We start from the raw sequence: 23,049 nt of genomic DNA on the forward strand, positions 1-23,049 counted from the left end.
TACGCAGGCTACCTGTCGACCGTGACCTAGTTGCTCGCCGTCTGCGGAGTGGAACGTGGCCCATCATCGTCGGATGGGCCGTGCTGGGGGGCCGGCGGAGCAGCGATCGGCTCGGAACCGAATCCGGCCATGGCCAGGATCTTGCCGGCAGCCATACCAAGGACGACCAGGACGATCCCCGGAATCCAGAACGCGGGCAGGCCCCATGCCACACCGATCGCGATCAGCACAGCGGCCACAATGATCGTCGCGACGGCCGTCCAGGCAGCAACGCTGTGACCGTGATCATCGTGCGATTCAGCCATGGAATGGAGCTCCTTCGTGAGCCAGTGGGTTCGTTACAGGCGACATTGTGTCAGGCTTCGTCATCGTCGTCAGCCGTCGGGTCATCACCGACGCTGAGACGGTCCCAGTCCGACACCCTTGCCACCTTGGCGGTAGCCGGCGCGTCATACGCGCTGGACAGTCCGCTCCACTGCCGGACGCCCGCGATGCACAGGGCGCCGGCCATGGTGAGCAGCACGCCCCCGAACACCCCGATCCAGACCCAGAAGGTCAGGCTGGTGTGCACCGCAACGTGCCCGGTGCGGCCGGTCACGCTCGCGGCCCGGCTCCGCACCGCAGCTGACGGGTTCTGCACCAGCCAGATGGCACCGCCGAGCGCGAGCAAACCGGACAGTAGGGCAAGGACCGCCGCGACCCAGCGGGCGACCCGGCCGGTGGTCACCGCGACGACGATCGCCGCCGCTCCGACGAGGGCCGCGGCAACGCCCGCCGGCGACGCCTTCGAGCCGCTGACACTCAGCTGGGCGTTCTGCAGGACGGCGTCGCCGACGGTCCCGTTCACCCAGGTGCGGGAGCTCGCCACCAGGATCAGCAGCACTCCGAGGGCTCCGAGCAGCAGCACATTGCGCTTGGACGTCATCCGATCTGCCTCATTCCGGTCGCCACGCAGACGGCGCGCAGCACCGCGGCCGCCTTCGCGATCGTCTCCTGATACTCGCTCTCCGGGACGGAGTCGGCAACGATCCCGGCCCCCGCCTGCACGTAGGCCTGGCCGTCCTTGATCACGGCCGTGCGGATGGCGATGGCCATGTCGAGGTCGCCGGCGAAGTCGAGATAGCCGACCACACCGCCATAAATCCCGCGGCGGGTGCCCTCCAGCGTGTCGATGATCGACATGGCGCGCGTCTTCGGTGCGCCCGACAGGGTGCCGGCCGGGAAGGTCGCGACCAGGACGTCGTAGGCCGTGAGACCCGGCTGCAGCTGCCCGGTCACCGTCGACTCGAGGTGCATGATGTGGCTGTAGGGGCGCACCTTCATGAACTCCACGGTGTCCACGGTGCCCGGACGGCAGACCCGTTGCAGGTCGTTGCGTGACAGGTCGACGAGCATCAGATGCTCCGCCCGCTCCTTCGGATCCGCGGCCAGCTCGTCGGCCAGTCGCTGGTCCTCCTCGGGGGACTTGCCACGTGGCCGGGAACCGGCGATCGGGTGGGTGATGACTCCCCGCCCGGTCACCTTGACCAGCGCCTCCGGACTCGATCCGACCACGTCGTAGGTGGATCCATCCGGGTGCGGGAACCTCAGCAGATACATGTAGGGGCTCGGGTTCGATGCGCGCAGCGCGCGATAGACATCCAGTGCGTCCGCGTCGCACGGCACACGGAACCGTTGGGACACCACAATCTGGAAGGCCTCACCGGCCCGGATCGCGTCCTTACAGGCCTCCACCATGTCGTGGTACTCGCCGCGAGTGTGGGTGCTGTCCGGGGTGAGCTCGACCGGCTCGGGGACGGCGACCGTGCTCGGCGCCGGCTCGGCCAGTTGCGCCTGCATTCGGTCGAGGCGTTGCACCGCGTCGGCCCACGCCTGTTCCACCCGGTGGTCGGTGTCGTCGTAGTTGACAGCGTTGGCGATCAGGAACAGCGAGCCGTCGGTGTGGTCGAGCACGGCGAGATCGGTGGCCAGCATCATCGCGACCTCCGGCAGGTGCAGCTCATCACGGCTGGTCGCGGGAAGCCGCTCCCAGCGCCGCACCGCGTCATACGTCACGGCCCCGACCATGCCACCGGTCAGCGGCGGCAGGCCCGGGATGCGGGCGGTCGCCAGCGCGGACACCGTGTCCCGCAGTGCCTGGGTCGGGTCCCCTCCGGTCGGCACACCGACGGGGGGTTCTCCGATCCAGTAGGCCGCACCGTCCTTCTCGGTCAGCGTCGCGTGGCTTGCCGCGCCGACGATCGAGTAGCGGGACCAGACCCCACCGTGCTCGGCCGACTCGAGCAGAAACGTGCCGGGCCGGTCGGCCGCCAGCTTGCGGTAGACGCCCAGGGGAGTCTCCGCGTCGGCCAGCAGTCGGCGCACGACGGGGATCACCCGCCGTTCCCGGGCCAGCTCGGCAAACACCGGCAGCGAGGGCCAGGTCCGCCCCCAGGTCAGATCGGCATACGCGCCGCCGGTGGTGCTGGACGCTGCCGCCGTCATGAGTCGGCCCCCTCGGGCACGGTGACGTCGAACGGGGTGAAGAAGCAGGTGCGCTCACCGGTGTGGCAGGCGGCACCCACCTGGTCGACCCGCACCAGCAGGGCATCGCCGTCGCAGTCGACCGCCACACTCTTGACGTGCTGCACGTGGCCCGAGGTGTCGCCCTTGCGCCAGTACTCCTGACGACTGCGGGACCAGAAGGTCACCCGACCCGTGGTCAGGGTCCGTTGCAGCGCTTCGTCGTCCATCCACCCGAGCATCAGCACCTCATCGGTGTCGAACTGCTGCACTATCGCCGCGACCAGTCCGGCGGAGTCACGGCGCAGGCGGCTCGCGACGTCGGCTGGCAGAGGGCTCGTTACGTCGTTCACGAAGACCATTGTGCCGGTGCTGTCGGAGCGGATCCTGCACGGCCACCCCTGCCGGCGACACCACAGGCTGTCATGCGCGAGGATGAGGTATGCCTCGTCATGCCCAGCAAGAGCGATCTGCATTGTGCGACACCCTGAGCGAGGTCGGCCCGGACGCGCCGACTCTGTGCGAAGGCTGGACCACCAAGGATCTCGCCGCGCACGTGATCATCCGGGAACGGCGACCGGATGCGGCCGCCGGGATGCTGCTGCCACCGCTGCGTGGCCACGCCGCGCGCGTCTCCGCGCGGCTCGCCGCTCAGGACTGGGCCGAGACGGTGAGCACCATCCGCAGCGGGCCGCCGCACTGGACACCGTTTGCGCTGCCCATGGTCGACGAGAAGGCCAACCTGACCGAGTTCTTCGTGCACCACGAGGATGTGCGACGGGCTGGTGACGCCCAACAGCCTCGCGAGCTCGGACAGGACCTCGAAAGTGCGCTCTGGGCCACCCTCCCCCGGATCGGGCTGCTGGCGATGCGTCAGGTGCGCACCGGTGTCGTTGCCGACTCCCCCGGCTTCGGGCGGCGCTCCATCCGGTCGGCCAAGGACGACCACGGCAGCGTGGTGATCGGTGGGGCGCCCGGCGAGATCCTGCTGTATGTCTTTGGGCGCGGCCAGGTCGCCGACGTCACCATCGACGGGGCGGACCGGGACGTGCAGGCCTTCCGCGCAACCACGCTCGGCTTCTGACTCAGCGGACGGGGTGACCGGCGGCCCTCAGCGCCGCCTTCACCTCGGCGATCGTCACCTGGCCGAAGTGAAAGACCGACGCGGCGAGCACCGCATTCGCGCCGGCGTCCACAGCATCAACAAAGTGCTGTGCGGTGCCTGCTCCGCCGCTCGCGATCAGCGGGATGCCGATCTCCCTGCGCACTGCGCGGATCAGCTCGAGGTCGAACCCGGACTTCGTGCCGTCGGCGTCCATCGAGTTGAGCAGGATCTCGCCGGCGCCCAGATGTGCGGCGTGTGCGCACCACTCGATGGCCTCGATCCCCGCAGACCTCTTCCCACCGTGCGTGGTCACCTCGAAATGGCCGTCCGTCGCGCGCCGCACGTCGGCGGACAGCACCAGCACCTGTGACCCGAACCGGTCGGCGATCTCCGCGATCACGTCGGGGCGGGCAATGGCACCGGTGTTGATGCCGACCTTGTCGGCGCCGGCCCGCAGCAGCCGGTCGACGTCGTCGACGCTGCGCACACCCCCACCGACGGTCAGCGGGATGAACACCTCCTCGGCGGTCCGGCTCACCACGTCATACATCGTGTCCCGCTCCGCAGAGCTGGCGGTGATGTCGAGGAAGGTGATCTCGTCGGCCGACTGCCCTCCGTAGCGGCGCGCCAGCTCGACCGGGTCACCCGCATCCCGCAGGTTTTCGAAGTTCACGCCCTTCACGACGCGTCCGGCATCGACATCCAGGCACGGGATAACTCGCACGGCAACACTCACCGCCACAGCGTATCTAGCCTTTTTTTGCCCGGCTGGGCTGGACCCGTGGCGGCTCGCCCGGCATCTTGGGGTAGTCCGGCGGGAACGGCATCTCGCCCAAGCCGCGCTCGTCGACATCCTTGTCCCACAACGCGATCGCGGCACTCACCGCGCCGCGCACCGACCCCGCCTCCGCCCAGGCGTCACCCTCGGAGTCAAGCAGGTCAGGCACTGTCGCAATCGTGAAGTCCCGCATCGTGATGTCCGGCAGCACACTCCAGGTCACCGGCATCGACACGGGCGCCCCGGGCAGCGGCCTCGCGCTGTAGGCCCCGGCGATGGTGCGATCCCGGCACGCCTGGTTGAAGTCGACGAAGATCTTGTCTCCCCGTTCCTCCTTCCACCAGGCCGTCGTCACCAGGTCCGGCAGTCGGCGCTCCAGCTCACGCGCAATGCCGATCACGCCGTGCCGCACGTCGAGGAACTCGTGAGTCGGCTCGACCGACGCGTAGACGTGCAGGCCGCGGCTGCCGGAGGTCTTCACCCGCGGCTCGAAGCCGAGACCGTCCAGCAGCTCCTTCAGGGCCTGCGCCGCCTCGACGATGTCGACGAACGTCCGCCCCGGCTGCGGGTCGAGGTCGATCCGCAGCTCGTCGGGGTTGTCGTTGCTCGCGGTCCGCACCGGCCACGGGTGGAAGGTGACGGTGTTCATCTGCGCCGCCCAGACCGCCGTCGCGGGCTCGTCGATCACCAGCTGCGGATGCGAGCGCCCCGAGGGGTAGGTGCACATGGTCGATCGGGCGTAGTCCGGCACACCGCGTGGGGGGTTCTTGGAGAAGAACTGCTCCCCGTCGATGCCCTCCGGAAAGCGTTGCAGCGCAACGGGCCTGTCCCCGCTCGCTCGGACGAACGCCTCGCCTACCCGCACCAGGTAGGTCGCGAGGTCCAGCTTGGTGTAGCCGTCGTCCGGCCACATCATTCGATCCGGGCTGGAGATGCGCACCGTGCGCACGCCATCGGGCCCGGGCACCTCCAGGAGGTGCGGCTTCGATGCACTCATTGACGAACTGTAGCCGCGTCCGGCCGCTCGCCGGCCGTTCGCCCGGGTGACACCTCTCCGCCACGCCGCAAACCCCCACGGGCCGCGCGGCGCCCCTAGAGTCCGAAGACTGTCAATCCCGTCACAGGAAGGTCACCAATGATTCCCCGCCGTCACCGCCGACTCACCTCGGTGCTCGCAATCTCCAGTCTGGCCGTCGCCACCGCGATGGCCGCTGCCCCGTCCGCCCATGCCGTGTCCGCCAACCTCGTCGTCTCCGAGGTGTATGGCGGCGGTGGCAATTCGGGGACCACCCTCGCCAGCGACTTCATCGAGCTCTACAACACCAGCGACCAGCCGGTCGACCTCACCGGGTGGACGGTGAAGTACTGGTCGGCGCAGGGCACCACCGCCCAGACGACCTCGCTCACCGGCAGCATCCCTGCCGGCGGCCACTTCCTGGTCAAGGAGGCCGACGGCTCCAATGCCGGCGCAGGCGCGTTGCCGGCGCCGGATGCCACCGGCACGATCGCCCTGTCGGCCACCGCAGGCCGAGTTGCCGTGGTCGACCCGAACGGGACCGTCGTGGACCTCGTCGGCTGGGGCAATGCGTCCCAGTCCGAGGGCACCGCAGCCGAATACACCTCCAACACCACCTCGATCGCCCGGGTGAGCGCTTGCACGGACACCGACAACAACGCGGCCGACTTCGTCGCCGGCTCGCCCACCCCACAGAACACCGGCACCCCCGCAGGTGACTGCACCACCGGACCGACCCCGCCGCCTACGGGCCAGGCGGCAACCATCCCGCAGATTCAAGGCGCTGCTCACCGGTCTCCGTTGACCGGGCAGAAGGTCACCGACGTCCCGGGCGTGGTGACCGCCACGGACGGCACCGGCTTCTGGATGCAGTCGGTCACTCCGGACGACAATCCGGCGACCAGTGAGGGGATCTTCGTCTTCACCCATTCCGCCCCGACGGTGCAGGTCGGCGACCTGCTGCAGGTCGCCGGGACCGTTGACGAGTACCGCCCGGGCGGCGCGTCGGGGACCGGCAACCTCAGCACGACCGAGCTGACCAGTCCCACCATCGACGTCCAGGGCACGGGCCACGCCCTCCCCGCGCCGGTGATCATCGGCGTAGACCGCATTGCGCCGCAACAGACGATCGAGTCGGGCAACCCCGGCTCGGTCGAGAAGGCCGGTGTCCCCTTCGACCCGAAGGTGAACGCCCTGGACTTCGACGAGTCGCTCGAAGGGATGCGCGTCGGCCTGAAGGACGCGCAGGCCGTCGGCCCGACCAACACGTCATACGGTGAGACGGCGGTCGTCCCCGGCCAGAACGTGACCGCGCTGCGGACCGTCGACGGTGGCGTCGAGTACAACAGCTACGACAGTCCGAACGCCATGCGCCTCATCCTGTCCGACCGTCTCCTGCCCAAGGGGTCGGTGGGTGCCGCGAACGTCGGTGACACGTATGCCGGTACGACCGTCGGTGTGATGGACTACGACTACGGAGACTTCTACCTGGATGTCACGAAGGCCGCGTCACTGAAGTCGGCCGGTCTCAAGAAGACCGTGGCCACGAAGCCGTCCGCGACGCAGCTCGCCTTCGGCACCTTCAACGTCGAGAATCTCGCCCCCAGCGACCCCCAGACCAAGTTCGATCGGCTGGCCGGCCAGCTCGTGCACAACATGCAGTCCCCGGACATCGTGGCCCTCGAGGAGATCCAGGACGACAACGGTGCAACCAGTGACGGCACCGTCGATTCGACGGCAACCACGGACAAGCTGATCGCGGCGGTCAGGGCCGCCGGCGGGCCCGCCTACCGAGCACAGTGGATCAACCCGCAGGACGGCAAGGACGGCGGGCAACCCGGTGGCAACATCCGCCAGGTGCTGATCTATCGCATCGACCGCGGTCTGCGCTTCGTCGACAAGCCCGGCGGCACAGCCAGCAACGCGACCGCGGTGACCGGGAGCGGCCGCAAGACCTCGATCAGCTTCTCCCCCGGACGGATCGATCCGACCAACAGCGCGTGGGACAACTCGCGCAAGCCGCTGATCGCCGAGTTCACCTGGCGCGGCTCACCGGTCTTCGTGATCGCGAACCACTTTGCCGCCAAGCTCGGTGACGACCCGCTGATGGGTCGCTGGCAGCAGCCGCAGCGGTCGTCGGAGGTGCAGCGCGACAGTCAGGCCACGGTGGTCCGGTCCTTCACCGACAAGCTGCTCGCCGCCGATCCGCGGGCCAATATCGTCACGCTCGGTGACCTGAACGACTTCGAGTTCAGCCCGACGACGAACATCATGGTCGGATCCGGGGCCACGAAGATGACCGACCTGCCACGGACGCTACCGGCGAATCAGCGCTACACCTACGACTACGAGGGCAACAGCCAGGTGCTCGACCACATTCTGGTGAGCCCGTCGCTGGCGACGCTGCCCTGGCCGCTGAGCCGGGTCGCCAAGCCGTATGACTACCAGGTCGTGCACACCAACGCGGAATTCTCGGACCAGGACTCCGACCACGATCCGCAGGTGGTGCGGATCAACCTGCTGGCGCTGCATCGCTGAACCGGTCGCAGGGCACCATGGGCCGGGGCGGAACGAATGCCCGGCCCATGGTGTTGTGGGTAGTGACAGGAGCGCCGGTGCCGCGAAGTGCCGGGCCAGGTAAGGAGTGGACGATGACGCAGAAGACCTATCCGGTCACCAAGAGCGACGAGCAGTGGCGTGAGCAGCTGTCACCGGCGGAGTACCAGGTGCTCCGGGAGGCTGCGACGGAACGTCCCTTCGTCGGGGAATACACCGATACCGAGACCGAGGGTGTCTACACGTGCCGCGCCTGCGACGCGGAGCTCTTCCGCAGCACCACGAAGTTCCACAGCCACTGCGGCTGGCCCTCCTTCTACGAGCCGTCGACCGACGACAACGTCGAGCTGATCACCGACACGACGCTCGGGATGAAGCGCGTCGAGGTGCGCTGCGCCAGTTGCGGCTCGCACCTGGGCCACGTCTTCGAGGGCGAGGGCTACGACACCCCCACCGACCAGCGCTACTGCATCAACTCGGTGTCCCTGCGCCTCAACCCCTAAGTCCGGACCCATGAGCGCGTTGTACTACCTGGTGGGTCCGCCGGCATCCGGGAAGCGGACGGTCGGGAAGGCTCTGGCTGACGCATCTGGGGCCGTGCTGATCGACAATCACTTGATCAACGACCCGGTATTCACCGCGATCGGCGCCAACGGGCGGGATCCGCTGCCCGGATTGGCGTTCAAGCTCGCCGGTCGAATAGGCGAGATCGTCCGGGAGGCTGTGCTCTGCGCGCCGAACGACCTCGATCACATCTTCACCAACTGGCTCTCGGACACCGAACGGGATGCCGAGTTGTACCGGCAGATCCGAGATCTCGCGCAGGCTCGGGATGCCCGCTTCGTACCAGTCTGGCTGACCTGCCAGCGCATCGAACTGACCCGTCGGGTGGCCCTGTCTGATCGACAAGAGCGCAACAAGCTGCGTGATCCGGCCACCTTGATCGAGGCACTGGACCGGAACGCGACGCTGCCCCCTCCCACGGACGCGCTGCTGCTGGATACCACCGACACGTCCCCGACAGAATCGGCGCGGCGGATTCTCACGTTTGCCGGCCAGAACTCGCGGCTCGGGCAGCCGTAACTCGCGGTTCGAGGGGAACAACTCGCCTTCGGGGAGAACGAGTGACTTCTCGGGGGTTATTCGTGACCTCTCGGGTGCAATTCGTGACCTCTCGGGGGGGTGGGGGGTCAGCGCAGCCGGGCGACCAGGTCCTCGATGGTGATCTTCGGGCCCGTGTAGAACGGGATCTCCTCGCGCACGTGCAGTCGCGCGTCGACCGCGCGAAGCTCCCGCATCAGATCCACGATACGGTGCAGCTCCTCGGCCTCGAAGGCGAGCAGCCACTCGTAGTCACCCAGCGCAAACGCAGCAATCGTGTTGGCGCCCACGTCCTTGTAGTCGCGCGCGGCCAGCCCGTGCTCCTTCAGCATCCGGCGGCGGTCCTCCTCGGGCAGGACGTACCAGTCGTAGGACCGCACGAACGGGTAGACGCACAGGTACTTCGGCGACGGATTGCCGGACAGGAAGTTGGGGATGTGGCCGCGGTTGAACTCCGCCTGACGGTGGATGCCGACATTGCTCCAGACACCGTCGAAATGCCGACCCAGCTTCGTCAGGAGGAATCCGCTGTAGACCTCCTGCAGCTGCTCGACCGTCGTCGCGTGGGACCACACCATCAGGTCCGCATCGGCACGCAGACCGGCCACGTCATAGATCCCACGGATGTGCGTGTCCTTGGCCTCGAACGAGTCGAAGAACGACTGCGCCTCGGCGACCATCTCGCCGCGGTCACCGCTCAGCTCTCGGTTCGCCTTGAACACCGAGTACATCGCGTAGTGCGTCGAGGCGTTCGCCTCCTTCGCGATGCGGGCGCTCTCGTTCTCGGGTCGGGTGCTCTGGTCGCTCATGCAGCCATTGTCGGACGGCTCTTCACGGCTCCCGCAACCGGGTCACGACAAGATCGGCGGCAGCACGTCCGGACGCAATACAGGCAGGGATCCCCACTCCGTCGTATGCCGCACCCGCCAGCCCCAGCGCGGCGTCACCGGGGATGCCGGCTCGGGCGTGGTCGATGCGTGCGCGATGTCCGACGGCATACTGTGGCAGCCCGCCACCCCAGCGCTGCACGTGCACATCACGCGGCTCGGGCAGGCTGCCGTCGATCGCCCGCCTCAGGTCGGCGAGTCCGGCGCCGGCCAGCTCGTGGTCGGGCCGTTGGAGCGAGGCCACGTCACCGAACCGGCCGAATGACACCCGCGCGACCGTGAGGTCCTCGCGCACCCGAGACAGCCACGGCCACTTCGCGCTGCTGAAGGTGGCGGCCTTGATGTCGTGCCCGTCGACAGGTGGCACGAGAAACCCGGACGATCCTCGAAGTGACCGGCTCGCAGCAGCATCGAACGCATAGGTGACGATCGCCATCGAGGCGTAGTCGACCTCTCCGATGGCGGCGGCAGCCCCCGGTGCCCACCCCTCGAGCAGGCGACTCGTGGCGCGCGCCGGCGAAGCGATCACCACACCGTCCACGTCGAGGTGCTGCTCGTCCCGGGTCGGGCCCGTCGTGAGACGCCAACCGCCCACGATCCGAGTCAGGTCACGCACCACGACCCCGGTGCGCACCCGCGCACCACGCTGTTCCAGCGCTGCGACCAGCAGCTCCGGCAGCTGTCCGATCCCACCCGGCAGGCCGCCGAAGACGGGTGACCCGCCGTTCTGTGAGGCCGCGGCTGAGGCTCGCTGAGCCGTCGCGACCAACGACTCCCCCTGCGCCGCAGCCTGATACAGGGCGGGCACACAGGCCTGCGCTGACAGGCTGCGGGCGTGCCCCGCATACACTCCGCCGAGCAGAGGCTCCACCAGTCGGTCGACGACGGCCGGGCCGAGCGCACGCTCGACCAGGTCACCGATCGCGATGTCTCCCTTTAGCTCGACCGGCTGCTCTGCGCCGGCCCGAGCCACCTCGTCCGCGCTGAGCAGACCCTGCAGAGTCGATGGGTTCGAGGGCACCCCCATCAGCGTCCCGGCCGGCATCGGCTGCTGCGACCCGCGGCTCCAGATGGTCGCCCCGACCTTCGCCGGATGCACTGGTGTCAGGCCGAGCTCGGCCAGCAGCTGCAGCCCTTCAGGACGACGGACGAGCATCGACTCGGCGCCGACATCCACGGTCTGGCCGGCGACCTGCCCGCTGCACAGCCGGCCGCCGACCCGCGGCGAGCCCTCCAGCACGACGATCTCGTTCCCCAGGTGCTGCGTGACCACCTGCCACGCGGCCGAGAGCCCGGCAATGCCTCCACCAATCACTGCGATCACGCAGTCACCTTCTCACTCGTGGACGAGCCGCGCGTCACTCCCCCGCCACCTCGCGCCAGGCCTCGGCGATCAACGGCACCGTGGGGCGCAACCGGTCCGCATACAACGCGTAGGGCGTGCGCACGTAGGTCTCCAGCCCGCGTCCCTCGACGGCGAACGACGACCCGGACGCGAGCAGCACGCCACGACGCTGGGCGGCCGCGACCAGCGCCGACGACCGCGGCCGTGGGAGCCGCCACCACAGACCCAACCCACCACGGGGACAGACGACCTGCCAGTCAGGCAGCTCCGCTTGCAACCCGAGCATCACCTGACGCGACTCACGAAGGGTCGATCGCGAGTTTTCACAGAGGGATCCGTTCACCCGCATGAGCTCGACGAGCACCAGCTGCTCGAGCACCGCCGCACCCAGGTCGAGGCAGAGCCGGGCATGGCGCACTGCCTGGACCATCGGCACCGGCACGCGGGCCCAGCCGACCCGCAGGCCACCCCAGTAGGTTTTCGCCGCGCTTCCCACGGTGATGCATCTCGGGCTGTGTGCGGCCATGGGCAGGGCGGGAGCCGGAACGTCCAGCCACATCTCGGCATTCGTCTCGTCGACGATGCCGAGCACATCATATTGCTGCCACAGGTGCGCCAGCCGTGCTCGCTCTTCGTCGTCCAGGTAGACGCCGGTCGGGTTGTGGAAGTCCGGCAGCGCGAGCATCGCGCGCGGTCCGTGCCGCAGCGCCTGCTCGACGCCCTCCAGGTCGGCACCGTCGCTCGAGATCGGTGCAGGGATCATGCGCATTCGCGAGTCCCGCATCATCTCAAGAGAGTTGGGGTAGGACGGAGTCTCGATCGCCACACGGTCGCCGATGCGCAGCAGACCGTGCAGCACGGCGACCAACGCCGACAGGGCACCGGTCGTCACGACGATCTGATCCGGCGTGGTCGGTGCACCACGCTCGGTGTACCGATCGGCGATGACCTCCTGCAGCTCCGGCAGCCCGAACGGGAAGTAGCCCATGCCGCCGGTGAGCGACGGCAACCGGGCCAACCCTTCGGCATACGCAGCGGTCAGCCCGGTCGGAGCCGGCGGGGACGCACTGCGCAGATCCGCGACCGTGTCCTCGGGGGCGAGGTCCAGGTTGTGCGGCAACGGCTCGCCGCCACCGCGCACCACTCCGCCCGGCACCTGCACGAGCGTCCCGGACCCGTGCCGAGCCTCTGCGAACCCTCGCTCGCGGATCTGCCCGTAGGCACGGGTCACCGTGGTGCGACTCAGCCCCAGGGCGCTGACCAGGTCGCGCTCGCTCGGCAGCCGTGCCCCGTGCAGCAACCGGCCGTCGCCGACCAGGCCGATGACCTCGTCGGCCAGCCACTGGTAGGCCGGTCGCCCGTCATCGCGTGAGCCCAGCAGTCCGGTGAGCCGTGCGGCGGAGACTCGAGTGACCATGTGGCCACTCTCCTGCAAGTGGCTCTTTATTTCAAGTCCAGTTGTCCGTCATGCTGGTGGCATGACCCGTCGCACCGAACCCACCCGCCGCCTTGCCGTGCTCACCTCCCGTGAGCAGCTGCGCGCCGGACGGATGCCGCGCCGCCTCATGCAGCTGTTCATCGGCCTCACGCTCTACGGGGTCTCGATGGCGATGTTCGTGCGCGCGCACCTCGGCCTGGACCCATGGGACGTCTTCCACTACGGGATCGCCGAGCACATCGGAGTGGGCCTCGGCACTGCGGTCATCCTGGTCAGCATCCCGGTGCTGCTGCTGTGGATTCCGCTGCGCCAGTGGCCGGGCCTGGGCACCATCGCCAACGCGTTCTGGATCGGCATCGCGACCAATATCGCGCTCTGGCTGATGCCAACACCCTCCCACCTGCTGATCCGCATACCGCTGATGGTCGGCGCCGTCCTGCTCAACGGCATCGCCGGCGCGCTCTACATCGGCAGCCAGCTGGGCCCGGGACCGCGCGATGGCCTGATGACCGGGCTGCACCACCGCACCGGCATCAGCCTGCGCGTCGTGCGCACCTCGCTCGAGCTGACGGTCTTCGTCGTCGGCTGGTTGATGGGCGGCATCGTCGGAGTCGGCACGGTCCTGTATGCCGTGTGCATCGGTCCGCTCGTCCAGCACTTCCTGCCGCTGTTCATCGTGGACCTGCCGAACGCTCCCCAGATCGAGCCGAAGCCGGCCGGCGACCTCAGTGAGTCGTGCGCTGATGCACCCTCTCCACGATGCGCGTGAGCACCCCGGGGTCCGTCGTCGGCAGCACCCCATGGCCGAGGTTGAAGATGTGTCCCGGTGCAGCCTTACCCTCGGTGAGGACCCGGTCCACCTCGGGTTCGATCGCCTCCCACGGCGCAAAGCAGAGCGCCGGATCGAGGTTGCCCTGCACGGCATACCGCCCGCCCAGACGCTCGCTCGCCACATCCAGCGGCGTGCGGAAGTCGACGCCGACGACCTCCGCCCCCGCTTCACCCATCGCGGCAAGCAGTTCACCGGAGCCGACGCCGAAGTGAATACGCGGGATGTCTAGATCGGCCACAGCAGCCAGCGCCGCCGCCGAGTGCGGCAGCACATAGCGCTGATAGTCCCGCAGGGACAGCGCACCGACCCAGGAGTCGAAGAGCTGCACCACGCTCGCGCCGGCCTGCGACTGCACTCGCAGGAATGCACCGGCGATCCGGGCAAGCTTGGCACACAGGGCGTTCCAGGTGTCTGGGTCGCCGTGCATCATGGCCTTGGTGCGCTCGTGATTGCGTGACGGGCCACCCTCGATGAGGTAGCTCGCCAGCGTGAACGGGGCGCCGGCAAACCCGATCAGCGGTGTCGCTCCGAGCTCTCCCACGAGGATGCGAACGGCCTCGTCGATGTCAGAGACCAGATCAGGGGTCAGTTCGGGTAGACGGTCCACATCCGCACGCGAACGCACCGGATGCTCCACGACGGGCCCCACCCCCGGCACGATGTCGACCTCGACTCCGGCCGCGGCCAGGGGCACGACGATGTCGCTGAAGAGGACCGCTCCGTCGACACCATGTCGACGGACGGGCTGCAGCGTGATCTCTGCGACCAGGTCCGGCGTGCGACAGGCCTGCAGCATCGGGATGTCCTTGCGGGCCTCGTGGTACTCAGGCAAGGATCGCCCGGCCTGACGCATGAACCACACCGGCGTCCGCGAGGTCGGTAGGCACCGCGCCGCACGCACGAGGTCGCTGTCTCGCGGGTCGTGCGACAACGCGGCGTCCGATGCTGACGCCACGCGAGGTTCCGGGGTGCGGGATTCAGGGCTCACACGGCAGATCCTCGCATGCGCGCCTGCGGCGGGCATCTACCCGCACGCTCCGCGGCTCAGAACGCCGCGGTCAGCACGACGCCAAGCATCGCGAGCGCCACACCGGCCGACTGGATCGGGCGCATCCGCTCGTGCAGCACGAACCGCGCCAGCAGCAGTGTCATCACCGGATAGAGCGACCCGAGCACGCTGGCGACACTGACCTGGCCGTATGCCGTGGAGACGGCGAACAGCACATTGGCGCCGAGGTCTCCGGCGCCCACGATCAGCAGCGGCAGCAGGTCACGGTGATCCGCTCCCTTACCGGGCAGCCCGCCGGGCCACAGAGCCCAGGTGAGTGCGAGCACGCCGACGCTCGCGACGCGCATCGCCCAGAGCGATCCGACGACGCTGTCGGCGGCGCCGCGGTCGAGGAAGAAGAGGGACAGGCCGAAACCGAATGCGGCCACGACGGCGAGCAGCACCGGCCGCCGACTGACCTCACCGGACAGCTCCGGGCCGGACGCCAGCGCAGCACCAAGCAGGGCCAGAGTCAGACCAGCAGCCACGACCGGTCCGATGCTGTCGCCGGTGAGCAGCCCGAGCGTCACCGGGACGACGGCGCCAAGGGCCGCGATCGGTGAGACGACGCCCATCGTGCCGCTGGACAGCGCGGCATAGAAGCAGGTCAGCCCCGCGGCGCCGGTGACTCCGGACAGCACCCCATACACAGCCCACCCGGCCGGCCAATGCGGCGCACTGATCGCGCCCTCACCCAGGGCGACGGCGATCACCACGGACATGACCAACAGCCCGCCGAGCTGCGACAGCGTGACGACCCGCAGTGCGGCGATTCGTTTGGAGAACCACCCGCCGGCGAAGTCGGACGTGCCCCACACGGCGCTGGAGGCCAGTGCCAACAGCGCGAGCACCGGTCAGTCGTCCCGGAACGTCTGCCGCTGCTGCGAGGTCAAGGAGCCCTCGAGGTATCCCGTGGTTCCCTCCGCGGCCAGCTCCGTGGCGGCGCGGACGAACGCACCGTAGGCAGCCCACGTCAGGGACCCGCCGGTCGAGACTCGCCGCACGCCGAGCTCGCGCAGCCGAGGCACGGGCGGCGTCACGCCCATCGCGAGCACGTTGACCGGAAGCCCGAGCGCAACAACCTGCGCAATGTGCGAATCCGTGGTGATGCCAGGGGCATAGAGCACGTCGGCGCCGGCGTCACGGTAGGCCGACAGTCGCGCGACGGTGTCGTCGATGTCGGCCCGGCCGTGCAGGAAGTTCTCGGCCCGAGCGGTCAGCAGTATCCCGTGCCGGTGGGCCGCGGCGACGGCCTCGGCGACGCGGTCGGTCGCCTCTGCACGGTCGAGCACCTGCCCCGCGACCGGGTCGAAGTCCTCGATCGAGAGGCCGGCGGCACCGGCATCCGCCAGCAGCTCCACGGTCCGAGCAATCCCGCCGTCCGCACCGGGGAAGCACCCCTCGGAGTCCACGTTGACCGGCACGTCGATGGCGTCACAGATCGCGCGGACGTGCTCGACGAGCTCCTCGCGGGTCACGTGCTGGTCCTGCCGTCCACGCGTCGCCGCGTAGCCGGAACTGGTCGTCGCAACGGCCGAAAAACCCTGGGCCTCCAGCAGCCGAGCGGAACCCTGGTCGAACGGGTTCGGGATGAGGAAGAATCCCGCGGCGTGCAGCTCGGTGAATCGCTGACGGCGCTGGTCCACGGAGACATGTGACATACAGGCATCGTGTCACGCACCGCACACCGTCGGCGCGCCGTTCCCTGATTCGCGAGCGTGGACGACCTAGGCTGTTCTGGTGGGCACCCGAAACATCAGCGGCGATGCCGCCTCGGACTTCCAGCACGCGACTGCAGCGCTGGCGGACGTCCGCCTGCGCCCGGAGGTCCGGCTGACCGAGGTACCGGCTCCCGGCCGCATCGCGCCGTATTCTCTCGCACTCTCCGCCGACGTCTTGCAGGCAGGCGACCCGGACGACGAGCTCGCATCCGGCCGGTTCGTGCTGCTGCACGACCCGAACTGCCCAGAACCGTGGCAGGGAGCGTGGCGCGTAGTCACCTTCGCGCGCGCCGCACTGGAACCGGAGATGGCCACCGACCCGATGCTCGGCGACGTCGGCTGGAGCTGGCTGATGGACTCGCTGGAGGCCGTCGACGCCGAGTTCGTTGCACCGGCCGGCACCGTCACCAGGGTCGTCTCCGACGGCTACGGCGGGCTTTCCGAGAACGGCACCAGCGTCGAGATGGAGGTGCGTGCCTCCTGGACACCAGCCGGTCTGCAGCTGGCGTCGCACCTGGAGGCGTGGGGCGCGTTGCTGTGCACGATTGCCGGGCTGCCGCCGCTTCCCGAAGGAGTGGTGGCCCTGCCAGGGCAGCGTCGATGAGCCCAGCCTCGTCGTCCACGTCAGAACCCAGCAAGCCCGAGGCCGAGGCGGAGGCCGACGAGACCTACCCGGTGATGGAACGCCCCGCCGACGGCGTCCCGGACGTCATCGAGACCGAGCGGGCACTGATCGAGGCGGCGGACGCTCTGGCCGGCGGCGCCGGCCCGGTCGCGCTGGACGCCGAACGCGCATCGGGTTATCGCTACGGGTCCCGGGCCTACCTGGTCCAGATCCGCAGAAGCGGTGCGGGCAGCTTCCTGATCGACCCCATCGCCTGCCCCGATCTTGAGCCCATCCAGCGGGCGATCGGCGACGCAGAGTGGGTGCTGCACGCCGCGACCCAGGATCTGCCGTGCCTCAAGGAGCTGGGCCTGCATCCGACGACACTGTTCGACACCGAGCTCGGCTCGCGCCTAGCCGGGCTGCCACGGGTCGGCCTGGCAACGGTGGTCGAGCACTATCTGCAGGTCTCCCTGGCCAAGGAACACTCCGCGGCCGACTGGTCCACCCGGCCGCTGCCCGAATCCTGGCTGCTGTATGCCGCGCTCGACGTCGAGGTGCTGGTCGAGGTTCGCGACCTGTTGCGCGAGGACCTCGCCCGCCAGGGCAAGCTCGACTGGGCCATGCAAGAGTTCGAGGCGCTGACCCACTTCACCGGCCCGCCGGTGAAGACCGACCCGTGGCGACGCACATCGGGGATGCACCGGATGCGCGACCGCCGCGCGATCGCCCGGGTCCGCGAGTTGTGGCTTACCCGCGACGAGATCGCACAGCAGCGTGATGTGGCCCCGGGCCGAGTCCTGCCCGACGCGCTGATCGTGATGATGGCGAACCGGGCACCTCGCACGGCCGCGGACCTGCAGGCACTCGAACAGGACACCCCACAGGTCTCCAAGCGGGGACGTGCACGACCGCCGCACCGTGGCCTGGCCCGGCACCAACGAGAGTGGCTCGATGCCATCCGCCGGGTCGGCGCCCTGACCGACAAGCAGCTGCCCCCGACGACTGTGCGTAGTGACGCTCCGCCACCCGCCCGCGCCTGGGCGGACCGCGACCCGGTCGCCGCGGCCCGGCTGACCCAGGTACGCGACCGGCTCGCCGTGCTCTCCGAGAGCCACGACATACCGGTAGAGAATCTGGTGACCCCGAGCACGCTGCGGCGCGTCCTCTGGCAGCCACCGCAGGTCCTCGACTCGGCGCGCGTCAAGGAACATCTCCTCGAGCTCGGCGCCCGCCCCTGGCAGCTAGAGCTGGTCGCACCGCTGATCGTGCAGGCCGCCGCGGACCACCCATCGCCCTCAGAATCCACCGCCTCCTGACCCGTGGAATGACTGGCGGACAGCACCTGCATGTGATGTGTGACGAACAGCTCGCCAGAATTACGCCTCCCACGCGCCTTCGATCACCATGTTTATCTCATATGTGATCTACACTCGCTCACATGGCCGATGACTACCTCGTCCGAGTTGGCACGCTGATCCGCGATGCGCGTCGACACAAGAAACTAACCCAAAGTGAGCTCGCCGAAGCACTGCAGACCAGCCAGAGTGCCGTCGCGCGGATCGAGCAGGGCAAGCAGAACCTCAGTCTGGAGACGCTTGCGCGCATCAGCGAGGCTCTCGACACGGAGGTCGTGGCGGTTGCCTCGTCGACACCGCTGAATTTGCGGATCGAGGGCGGCCGGCAGCTGTCCGGCGCCATCGACGTGCGCACCAGCAAGAATGCCGCCGTCGCCTGCCTGTGCGCCGCCCTGCTCAACAAGGGACGCACCACGCTGCGCAACCTCGCCCGGATCGAAGAGGTCAACCGCATCACCGAGGTGCTGGGATCGATCGGCGTGCGCACCCGCTGGCTGCCCGACTCCAGTGACCTGGAGATCACTCCTCCCAAGACGCTGGACCTCGCGGCGATGGATGAGACCGCCGCACGACGCACCCGCACCATCTTGATGTTCCTGGGCCCGCTGCTGCACGAGTTCAGTGAGTTCAAGCTGCCGAACGCCGGCGGCTGCGACCTCGGGGAGCGCACGGTCGAGCCGCATCTGCACGCGTTGAAGGCCTTCGGCCTCGGGGTCGTTGCGACGCACGGCTACTACCACGCCTCGGTCGACCATGACGCCTACGCGGGAGGCAGCCGCCGGATCATCCTGACCGAACGTGGCGACACCGTGACCGAGAACGCGATCTTCGCAGCGGCGCGGATCGAGGATGAGACCACCATCCGCAACGCCAGCCCCAACTACATGGTGCAGGACCTGTGCTTCTTCCTGCAGAAGCTCGGAGTCGAGATCGAGGGCATCGGCACCACCACCCTCAAGGTGCGCGGCGTCAAGCACATCGACAAGGACGTGGAGTACCACCCGTCCGAGGACCCGATCGAGGCGATGTCACTGCTGGCGGCCGCCGTGGTCACCGACTCGGAGATAACCATCAAGCGGGTGCCGATCGAGTTCATGGAGATCGAGCTGACCCTGCTCGAGGGCATGGGGATGAAGTACGACACCGGCCCCGAATACCTCTCGGCGAACGGCAAGACCCGGCTGGTCGACCTGCGCACGATTCCTGGGCCGTTGAAGGCGCGCAAGGACAAGATCCACCCGATGCCGTTCCCCGGTCTCAACATCGACAACCTGCCGTTCTTCGCGGTGATCGCGGCGGTGGCCGAGGGCACGACCACCCTGCACGACTGGGTCTACGACAACCGGGCGATCTATCTGACGGATCTGACCCCGCTCGGCGCCAAGGTGCAGCTGATGGATCCGCACCGGGTCCTCATCGAGGGGCCGACCCGCTGGCGCGCCGCGGAGATCATGTGCCCGCCGGCCCTGCGACCGGGCATGGTCATCCTGCTGGCGATGCTTGCCGCGCCGGGTGTCTCGGTGCTGCGCAACACGTATGTCATCAACCGCGGTTACGAGGAGCTCTACTCCCGGCTGAACGCTCTCGGCGCGAACATCCAGACGTTCCGCGACATCTGACCGAGTGGCGTACACCGCGTTTCTTGACACCCCCGGTGTGGTCGCCATGGCCCACCGGGGGTTCTCCGGTCCCGATGGCAACCATCGCATCGAGAACTCCATGCGCGCCTTTCAGGCTGCCGTCGACCTCGGCCTGATGTATGTGGAGACGGATGTCCACGCGACCGCGGACGGGGTGCTGCTCGCCTTCCACGACGAGACGCTGGACCGGGTGACCGACTCACGGGGCGTGATCAGCGGCCTGCCGTGGTCGCAGGTGTCGCGTGCGAAAATCGGTGGTCAAGAACCCATTCCACGCCTCGAGGACCTGCTGGCCAGGTGGCCGGACCTGCGCATCAACATCGATGTGAAGTCCGCGCACGCCATTGCCCCCACTGTGGAACTCATCGATCGGATGCAGGCGCACGACCGGGTCTGCATCGCCTCCTTCTCCGACACCCGGCGCCGAGCAGTGGTGCGTAGGCTCGCTCGTCCGGTGGCCGTATCCGCGGGGCAGGGCACGATCGCACGCTTCGTCGTCGGCGGTCAGTGGCTGCCGCGCGCGCTCGACTCGGTGCTCGGTGCGACCGGTCGCGCAGGCACACCCCTGCACGGCATCGACTGCCTCCAGGTGCCCGAACGTGCCGGCCGGCTCACCGTCGTCACGCCACACTTCCTGCGGGCGGCTCACCGTCTCGGCGTCCAGGTGCACGTCTGGACGCCGAACGACGTGCCTTCGATGCACCGGTTGCTCGACCTCGGAGTCGACGGCATCATCACCGATCGTGCGGATCTGCTGAAGCAGGTGCTCCGACAGCGCGGCCAGTGGCCATCCCCACCAAACCCGCTGGTCTAGGTCCGAGCCCAACCCAGCTGGTCGAGTCGGCCGGAGCCGCCAGGACGAGAGTCGCGATCGGGACCCGGTGACCATCCGCACCCGAGCCAACCACAGGCGGTCGGCAGGGTTGTCGGTGGTGACACCTAAACTAGACACATGTTCGAAGCAAGGGATCAGTCGCAGCACCCGACAGCCTGGGACGACCTGCGCCGCCGCCGTGCGCTCACCGGCGCCACACCACCAGCCAAGGCATCGGCAACCTGCGAGGCGGCAACAGCGTCCAAACCACCTGCCGTGGCAACTGCGTCCAACCCGATGGGCGCGCTGACCCTGGCCGAGGTAGACGCCTTCTTGACGCAGGCCGCCCGGACCGCTGCGGACCTGGACAACGCGACCCGGATCGATCAGATCGCCGCCCTCGAACAAGTCAAGAGCGCCGCCGCAGCAGCCCAGGCCCGCCTGACCGTGGACCTCTACACCTCACAACGCGAGGCCGACCAAGGCCGCGGGCTCCCCGCGGGCAAGACCTCCCGATCGGTGGGCACCCAGATCGCGCTTGCCCGCCGCGACTCGCCCCACAAGGGCAATCGGCACCTCGGCCTGGCCAAGGCTCTGGTCGCCGAGATGCCGCACACCCTGGCCGCCCTGACCGCGGGGATCGTCAGTGAGTGGCAGGCCACCCTGCTCGTCCGCGCCACCGCGTGCCTCACCCAGCAGGACCGCACAGGCGTGGACACCCTGCTCGCGCCCCGCCTCGGTGACCTGTCCGACCGGCGCCTGGACGCCGCCGCCCGCGCCGCCGCCGACCGGCTCGACCCGGCCGCCGCCGTCAACCGACGCGCCAAGGCAGAGTCCGACCGGCGGGTTACCACCCGACCCGCACCCGACTGCATGACCCAGCTGTCCGCGCTGCTACCCGTCAAAGACGGCGTGGCCTGCCACGCCGCCCTCAAAGCGGCAGCCGACACCGCGCGCGCCGCCGGCGACCCCAGAACCCGCGGCCAGGTCATGGCCGACACCCTCGTGCAACGCCTCACCGGCCACACGCCCGCCGTCGGCGCCGACATCGAAGTACGCGTCGTGATGAGCACCGACACCTTCCTCGGCTACGGCACCCAGTCCGCCCGGGTCCCCGACTACGGCACCATCCCCGCAGACCTGGCCTACGCCTGGGCCCACGCCGGCACACCACCCCGCCACCCCAAAAATCCCCGTTCTACCGGGGACGCCCCCACCGACGGTGCAGCAGCCGACGTCACCAATATCGACCCCGACAGCCGGTCCGGGCGCGCCGAACGCGCACGCGTGTTCCTGCGGAGAATGTTCGCCACCCCCGACCAGTCCCGCCTGGTCGCCATGGAAACCGGACGCCGCGAATTCACCGGCCTACTCGCCGAATTCCTGAACACCCGCGACCAAACCTGCCGGACGCCCTACTGCGACGCCCCCATCCGCCACCACGACCACGTCACCCCCCACGCAACGGGCGGACCCACCACCGCCACCAACGGCCAAGGCCTTTGCGAAGCCTGCAACTACCTCAAACAGCATCCCGACTGGACCGCGAGACCCGGACCACACGCCGACCAGCCACACCAGGTCACCTGGACCACCCCCACCGGCCACACCTACCACTCCACCGCGCCACCGCCCCTGGGCGACTGAACAGTCCCCTGGCACGGGGCACTCCACCGTGCTCGGCGACATTGTCCCAGGTTTACGCCGAACAGGCTGAGAAATTTCCGTGCGAGACTGCACTGGGAACAAGTGGGTTCACACCTGGCGGGTCGACCTGCCGGTTCTACCGTTGACGCGAGGCGTGGCTTGACCACACCCCGGTGACCGCGTACGCGGAGCACGGTCACCTCGCGGTTCGGCCCAGCGAGAATCGGTGGCGGTCATGGGTGCGATGAGTGAGGTTCCAGGCAGCGGGAGCGGCTGGTCGTGGGCACGAGGGGCACGGCGATACCTGGTTGTCGTGGTGGGCGTGCTGGTCCTGCTCGGATTCGGTGTGCTGGGCAGCCCCGGCCCGGCGCAGGCGGCTGGGCGGGCGTCGGTGTCGGTGGGCTCGGCGCCGAAGGTCCCGGCCGGAGCGATACGCACCGGGGCACTGGCAGGAGCGACGGTCCTGCACGCGGAGGTGATACTCGCCCAACGGGACCCGGCCGGCCTCGAGCAGCTCGCGACCGCGGTGTCGACACCGACCTCACCGCGGTACCGGCAGTACCTGACGGCGGGTCAGGTGGGCGCGATGTTCGGCCCGACCCCGGCCACCATTCAGGCGGTCCGGACGGCGTTGGAGGCGGCCGGCCTGACGACCGGC

Annotated in this window: 23 protein-coding genes; 11 read left to right on the forward strand and 12 right to left on the reverse strand. The window is 68.8% G+C overall.

Annotated features, from left to right (window positions below):
* Positions 1-26: 26 nt before the first annotated feature.
* Genes FGL98_RS20755 through hisI form a run of 4 tightly spaced genes read right to left on the reverse strand, consistent with a single transcriptional unit; the run spans position 27 to position 2,855 of the window.
* Positions 27-305 carry an HGxxPAAW family protein gene (locus FGL98_RS20755; protein ID WP_146320089.1) on the reverse strand — a complete coding sequence of 93 codons (279 nt, stop codon included), beginning with the start codon at positions 303-305 and terminating at the stop codon, positions 27-29.
* Positions 306-355: 50 nt separating this feature from the next.
* Entirely contained in the window at positions 356-925 is a 570-nt protein-coding gene (locus tag FGL98_RS20760; protein WP_146320091.1) for a Trp biosynthesis-associated membrane protein, read from the reverse strand.
* Entirely contained in the window at positions 922-2,484 is a 1,563-nt protein-coding gene (locus tag FGL98_RS20765; RefSeq protein WP_146320093.1) for an anthranilate synthase component I, read from the reverse strand. The genes FGL98_RS20760 and FGL98_RS20765 overlap by 4 nt, the downstream gene beginning before the upstream one ends.
* Positions 2,481-2,855, reverse strand: a complete 375-nt coding sequence (gene hisI, locus FGL98_RS20770; RefSeq protein ID WP_246136673.1) for a phosphoribosyl-AMP cyclohydrolase — start codon at positions 2,853-2,855, stop codon at positions 2,481-2,483. The genes FGL98_RS20765 and hisI overlap by 4 nt, the downstream gene beginning before the upstream one ends.
* An 89-nt stretch (positions 2,856-2,944) precedes the next feature.
* On the opposite strand from hisI, the gene FGL98_RS20775 reads away from it, so the two are divergent.
* Entirely contained in the window at positions 2,945-3,586 is a 642-nt protein-coding gene (locus FGL98_RS20775; RefSeq protein ID WP_146320095.1) for a TIGR03085 family metal-binding protein, read from the forward strand.
* 1 nt (position 3,587) lies between these two features.
* Here FGL98_RS20775 and hisF read toward each other — a convergent pair whose 3' ends face one another.
* Positions 3,588-4,343 (reverse strand): imidazole glycerol phosphate synthase subunit HisF, encoded by a 756-nt coding sequence (hisF, locus tag FGL98_RS20780; RefSeq protein WP_146320097.1) that lies wholly within the window; start codon positions 4,341-4,343, stop codon positions 3,588-3,590.
* A 13-nt stretch (positions 4,344-4,356) separates the two neighbouring features.
* Positions 4,357-5,382: a non-homologous end-joining DNA ligase gene (gene ligD / locus FGL98_RS20785; protein ID WP_146320099.1), complete on the reverse strand. Its 1,026-nt coding sequence runs from the start codon at positions 5,380-5,382 to the stop codon at positions 4,357-4,359.
* A gap of 138 nt (positions 5,383-5,520) precedes the next feature.
* Here ligD and FGL98_RS20790 point away from each other — a divergent pair, with 138 nt between their 5' ends.
* The 3 genes from FGL98_RS20790 to FGL98_RS20800 all read left to right on the forward strand — a co-directional run bounded on the left by FGL98_RS20790 (position 5,521) and on the right by FGL98_RS20800 (position 9,039).
* Positions 5,521-7,938 (forward strand): lamin tail domain-containing protein, encoded by a 2,418-nt coding sequence (locus FGL98_RS20790; protein WP_146320101.1) that lies wholly within the window; start codon positions 5,521-5,523, stop codon positions 7,936-7,938.
* A gap of 113 nt (positions 7,939-8,051) precedes the next feature.
* Positions 8,052-8,459, forward strand: a complete 408-nt coding sequence (gene msrB / locus FGL98_RS20795) for a peptide-methionine (R)-S-oxide reductase MsrB (protein WP_146320103.1) — start codon at positions 8,052-8,054, stop codon at positions 8,457-8,459.
* Positions 8,460-8,469: 10 nt separating this feature from the next.
* Positions 8,470-9,039: an ATP-binding protein gene (locus tag FGL98_RS20800; protein ID WP_222432306.1), complete on the forward strand. Its 570-nt coding sequence runs from the start codon at positions 8,470-8,472 to the stop codon at positions 9,037-9,039.
* A gap of 107 nt (positions 9,040-9,146) precedes the next feature.
* On the opposite strand, the gene hemQ is transcribed toward FGL98_RS20800, so the two are convergent.
* From hemQ to yczR, 3 genes are read right to left on the reverse strand one after another with little or no spacing between them, the layout of a single operon-like run.
* Positions 9,147-9,866, reverse strand: coding sequence for a hydrogen peroxide-dependent heme synthase (hemQ, locus tag FGL98_RS20805; RefSeq protein ID WP_146320105.1), 720 nt, complete (start codon positions 9,864-9,866; stop codon positions 9,147-9,149).
* Between the two features lie 22 nt (positions 9,867-9,888).
* A complete protein-coding gene (gene hemG, locus FGL98_RS20810) occupies positions 9,889-11,268 on the reverse strand; it encodes a protoporphyrinogen oxidase (RefSeq protein WP_222432307.1) in 1,380 nt (459 codons plus the stop codon).
* A gap of 34 nt (positions 11,269-11,302) precedes the next feature.
* Positions 11,303-12,706, reverse strand: a complete 1,404-nt coding sequence (yczR, locus tag FGL98_RS20815; protein WP_146320107.1) for a MocR-like transcription factor YczR — start codon at positions 12,704-12,706, stop codon at positions 11,303-11,305.
* 61 nt (positions 12,707-12,767) lie between these two features.
* On the opposite strand from yczR, the gene yczE reads away from it, so the two are divergent.
* Positions 12,768-13,496, forward strand: a complete 729-nt coding sequence (gene yczE, locus FGL98_RS20820) for a membrane protein YczE (RefSeq protein ID WP_146320109.1) — start codon at positions 12,768-12,770, stop codon at positions 13,494-13,496.
* Here the strand turns inward: yczE and hemE are convergent.
* The 3 genes from hemE to FGL98_RS20835 are packed head-to-tail and all read right to left on the reverse strand — an operon-like array spanning position 13,453 to position 16,268.
* Entirely contained in the window at positions 13,453-14,547 is a 1,095-nt protein-coding gene (gene hemE, locus FGL98_RS20825; RefSeq protein ID WP_425461016.1) for a uroporphyrinogen decarboxylase, read from the reverse strand. The genes yczE and hemE overlap by 44 nt on opposite strands.
* A gap of 56 nt (positions 14,548-14,603) precedes the next feature.
* The gene (locus FGL98_RS20830; RefSeq protein WP_146320113.1) at positions 14,604-15,458 is read right to left on the reverse strand and encodes a DMT family transporter; all 855 of its coding nucleotides are present in this window, start codon (positions 15,456-15,458) and stop codon (positions 14,604-14,606) included.
* A 3-nt stretch (positions 15,459-15,461) separates the two neighbouring features.
* Entirely contained in the window at positions 15,462-16,268 is an 807-nt protein-coding gene (locus FGL98_RS20835; RefSeq protein ID WP_146320115.1) for an isocitrate lyase/PEP mutase family protein, read from the reverse strand.
* Between the two features lie 79 nt (positions 16,269-16,347).
* Here FGL98_RS20835 and FGL98_RS20840 point away from each other — a divergent pair, with 79 nt between their 5' ends.
* The 6 genes from FGL98_RS20840 to FGL98_RS20865 all read left to right on the forward strand — a co-directional run.
* Positions 16,348-16,932: a DUF3000 domain-containing protein gene (locus tag FGL98_RS20840; RefSeq protein WP_146320117.1), complete on the forward strand. Its 585-nt coding sequence runs from the start codon at positions 16,348-16,350 to the stop codon at positions 16,930-16,932.
* The gene (locus FGL98_RS20845; protein WP_146320119.1) at positions 16,929-18,251 is read left to right on the forward strand and encodes an HRDC domain-containing protein; all 1,323 of its coding nucleotides are present in this window, start codon (positions 16,929-16,931) and stop codon (positions 18,249-18,251) included. Before FGL98_RS20840 ends, FGL98_RS20845 begins: the two co-directional genes overlap by 4 nt.
* Before the next feature lie 122 nt (positions 18,252-18,373).
* Complete coding sequence (locus tag FGL98_RS20850) at positions 18,374-19,909, forward strand: helix-turn-helix domain-containing protein (RefSeq protein ID WP_146320121.1); 1,536 nt, start codon at positions 18,374-18,376, stop codon at positions 19,907-19,909.
* 4 nt (positions 19,910-19,913) lie between these two features.
* Positions 19,914-20,744, forward strand: a complete 831-nt coding sequence (locus FGL98_RS20855; protein WP_246136674.1) for a glycerophosphodiester phosphodiesterase family protein — start codon at positions 19,914-19,916, stop codon at positions 20,742-20,744.
* A gap of 138 nt (positions 20,745-20,882) precedes the next feature.
* Positions 20,883-22,391 (forward strand): HNH endonuclease, encoded by a 1,509-nt coding sequence (locus FGL98_RS20860; protein ID WP_146320123.1) that lies wholly within the window; start codon positions 20,883-20,885, stop codon positions 22,389-22,391.
* 244 nt (positions 22,392-22,635) lie between these two features.
* Positions 22,636-23,049, forward strand: a 414-nt coding sequence (locus tag FGL98_RS20865; protein ID WP_246136675.1) for a protease pro-enzyme activation domain-containing protein, incomplete at its 3' end; no start/stop codon positions are given.

Source organism: Leekyejoonella antrihumi, assembly GCF_007845645.1.
Classification (GTDB): Bacteria; Actinomycetota; Actinomycetes; order Actinomycetales; family Dermatophilaceae; genus Leekyejoonella; species Leekyejoonella antrihumi.

Excerpts from the sequence above, each read along its gene's own strand:
- FGL98_RS20755 (WP_146320089.1), bottom strand. The coding sequence starts at position 305 with ATGGCTGAATCGCACGATGATCACGGTCACAGCGTTGCTGCCTGGACG.
- FGL98_RS20760 (WP_146320091.1), bottom strand. The coding sequence starts at position 925 with ATGACGTCCAAGCGCAATGTGCTGCTGCTCGGAGCCCTCGGAGTGCTG.
- FGL98_RS20765 (WP_146320093.1), bottom strand. The coding sequence starts at position 2,484 with ATGACGGCGGCAGCGTCCAGCACCACCGGCGGCGCGTATGCCGATCTG.
- FGL98_RS20775 (WP_146320095.1), top strand. The coding sequence starts at position 2,945 with ATGCCTCGTCATGCCCAGCAAGAGCGATCTGCATTGTGCGACACCCTG.
- ligD (WP_146320099.1), bottom strand. The coding sequence starts at position 5,382 with ATGAGTGCATCGAAGCCGCACCTCCTGGAGGTGCCCGGGCCCGATGGC.
- FGL98_RS20790 (WP_146320101.1), top strand. The coding sequence starts at position 5,521 with ATGATTCCCCGCCGTCACCGCCGACTCACCTCGGTGCTCGCAATCTCC.
- msrB (WP_146320103.1), top strand. The coding sequence starts at position 8,052 with ATGACGCAGAAGACCTATCCGGTCACCAAGAGCGACGAGCAGTGGCGT.
- FGL98_RS20800 (WP_222432306.1), top strand. The coding sequence starts at position 8,470 with ATGAGCGCGTTGTACTACCTGGTGGGTCCGCCGGCATCCGGGAAGCGG.
- hemQ (WP_146320105.1), bottom strand. The coding sequence starts at position 9,866 with ATGAGCGACCAGAGCACCCGACCCGAGAACGAGAGCGCCCGCATCGCG.
- yczR (WP_146320107.1), bottom strand. The coding sequence starts at position 12,706 with ATGGTCACTCGAGTCTCCGCCGCACGGCTCACCGGACTGCTGGGCTCA.
- yczE (WP_146320109.1), top strand. The coding sequence starts at position 12,768 with ATGACCCGTCGCACCGAACCCACCCGCCGCCTTGCCGTGCTCACCTCC.
- FGL98_RS20835 (WP_146320115.1), bottom strand. The coding sequence starts at position 16,268 with ATGTCACATGTCTCCGTGGACCAGCGCCGTCAGCGATTCACCGAGCTG.
- FGL98_RS20845 (WP_146320119.1), top strand. The coding sequence starts at position 16,929 with ATGAGCCCAGCCTCGTCGTCCACGTCAGAACCCAGCAAGCCCGAGGCC.
- FGL98_RS20850 (WP_146320121.1), top strand. The coding sequence starts at position 18,374 with ATGGCCGATGACTACCTCGTCCGAGTTGGCACGCTGATCCGCGATGCG.
- FGL98_RS20860 (WP_146320123.1), top strand. The coding sequence starts at position 20,883 with ATGTTCGAAGCAAGGGATCAGTCGCAGCACCCGACAGCCTGGGACGAC.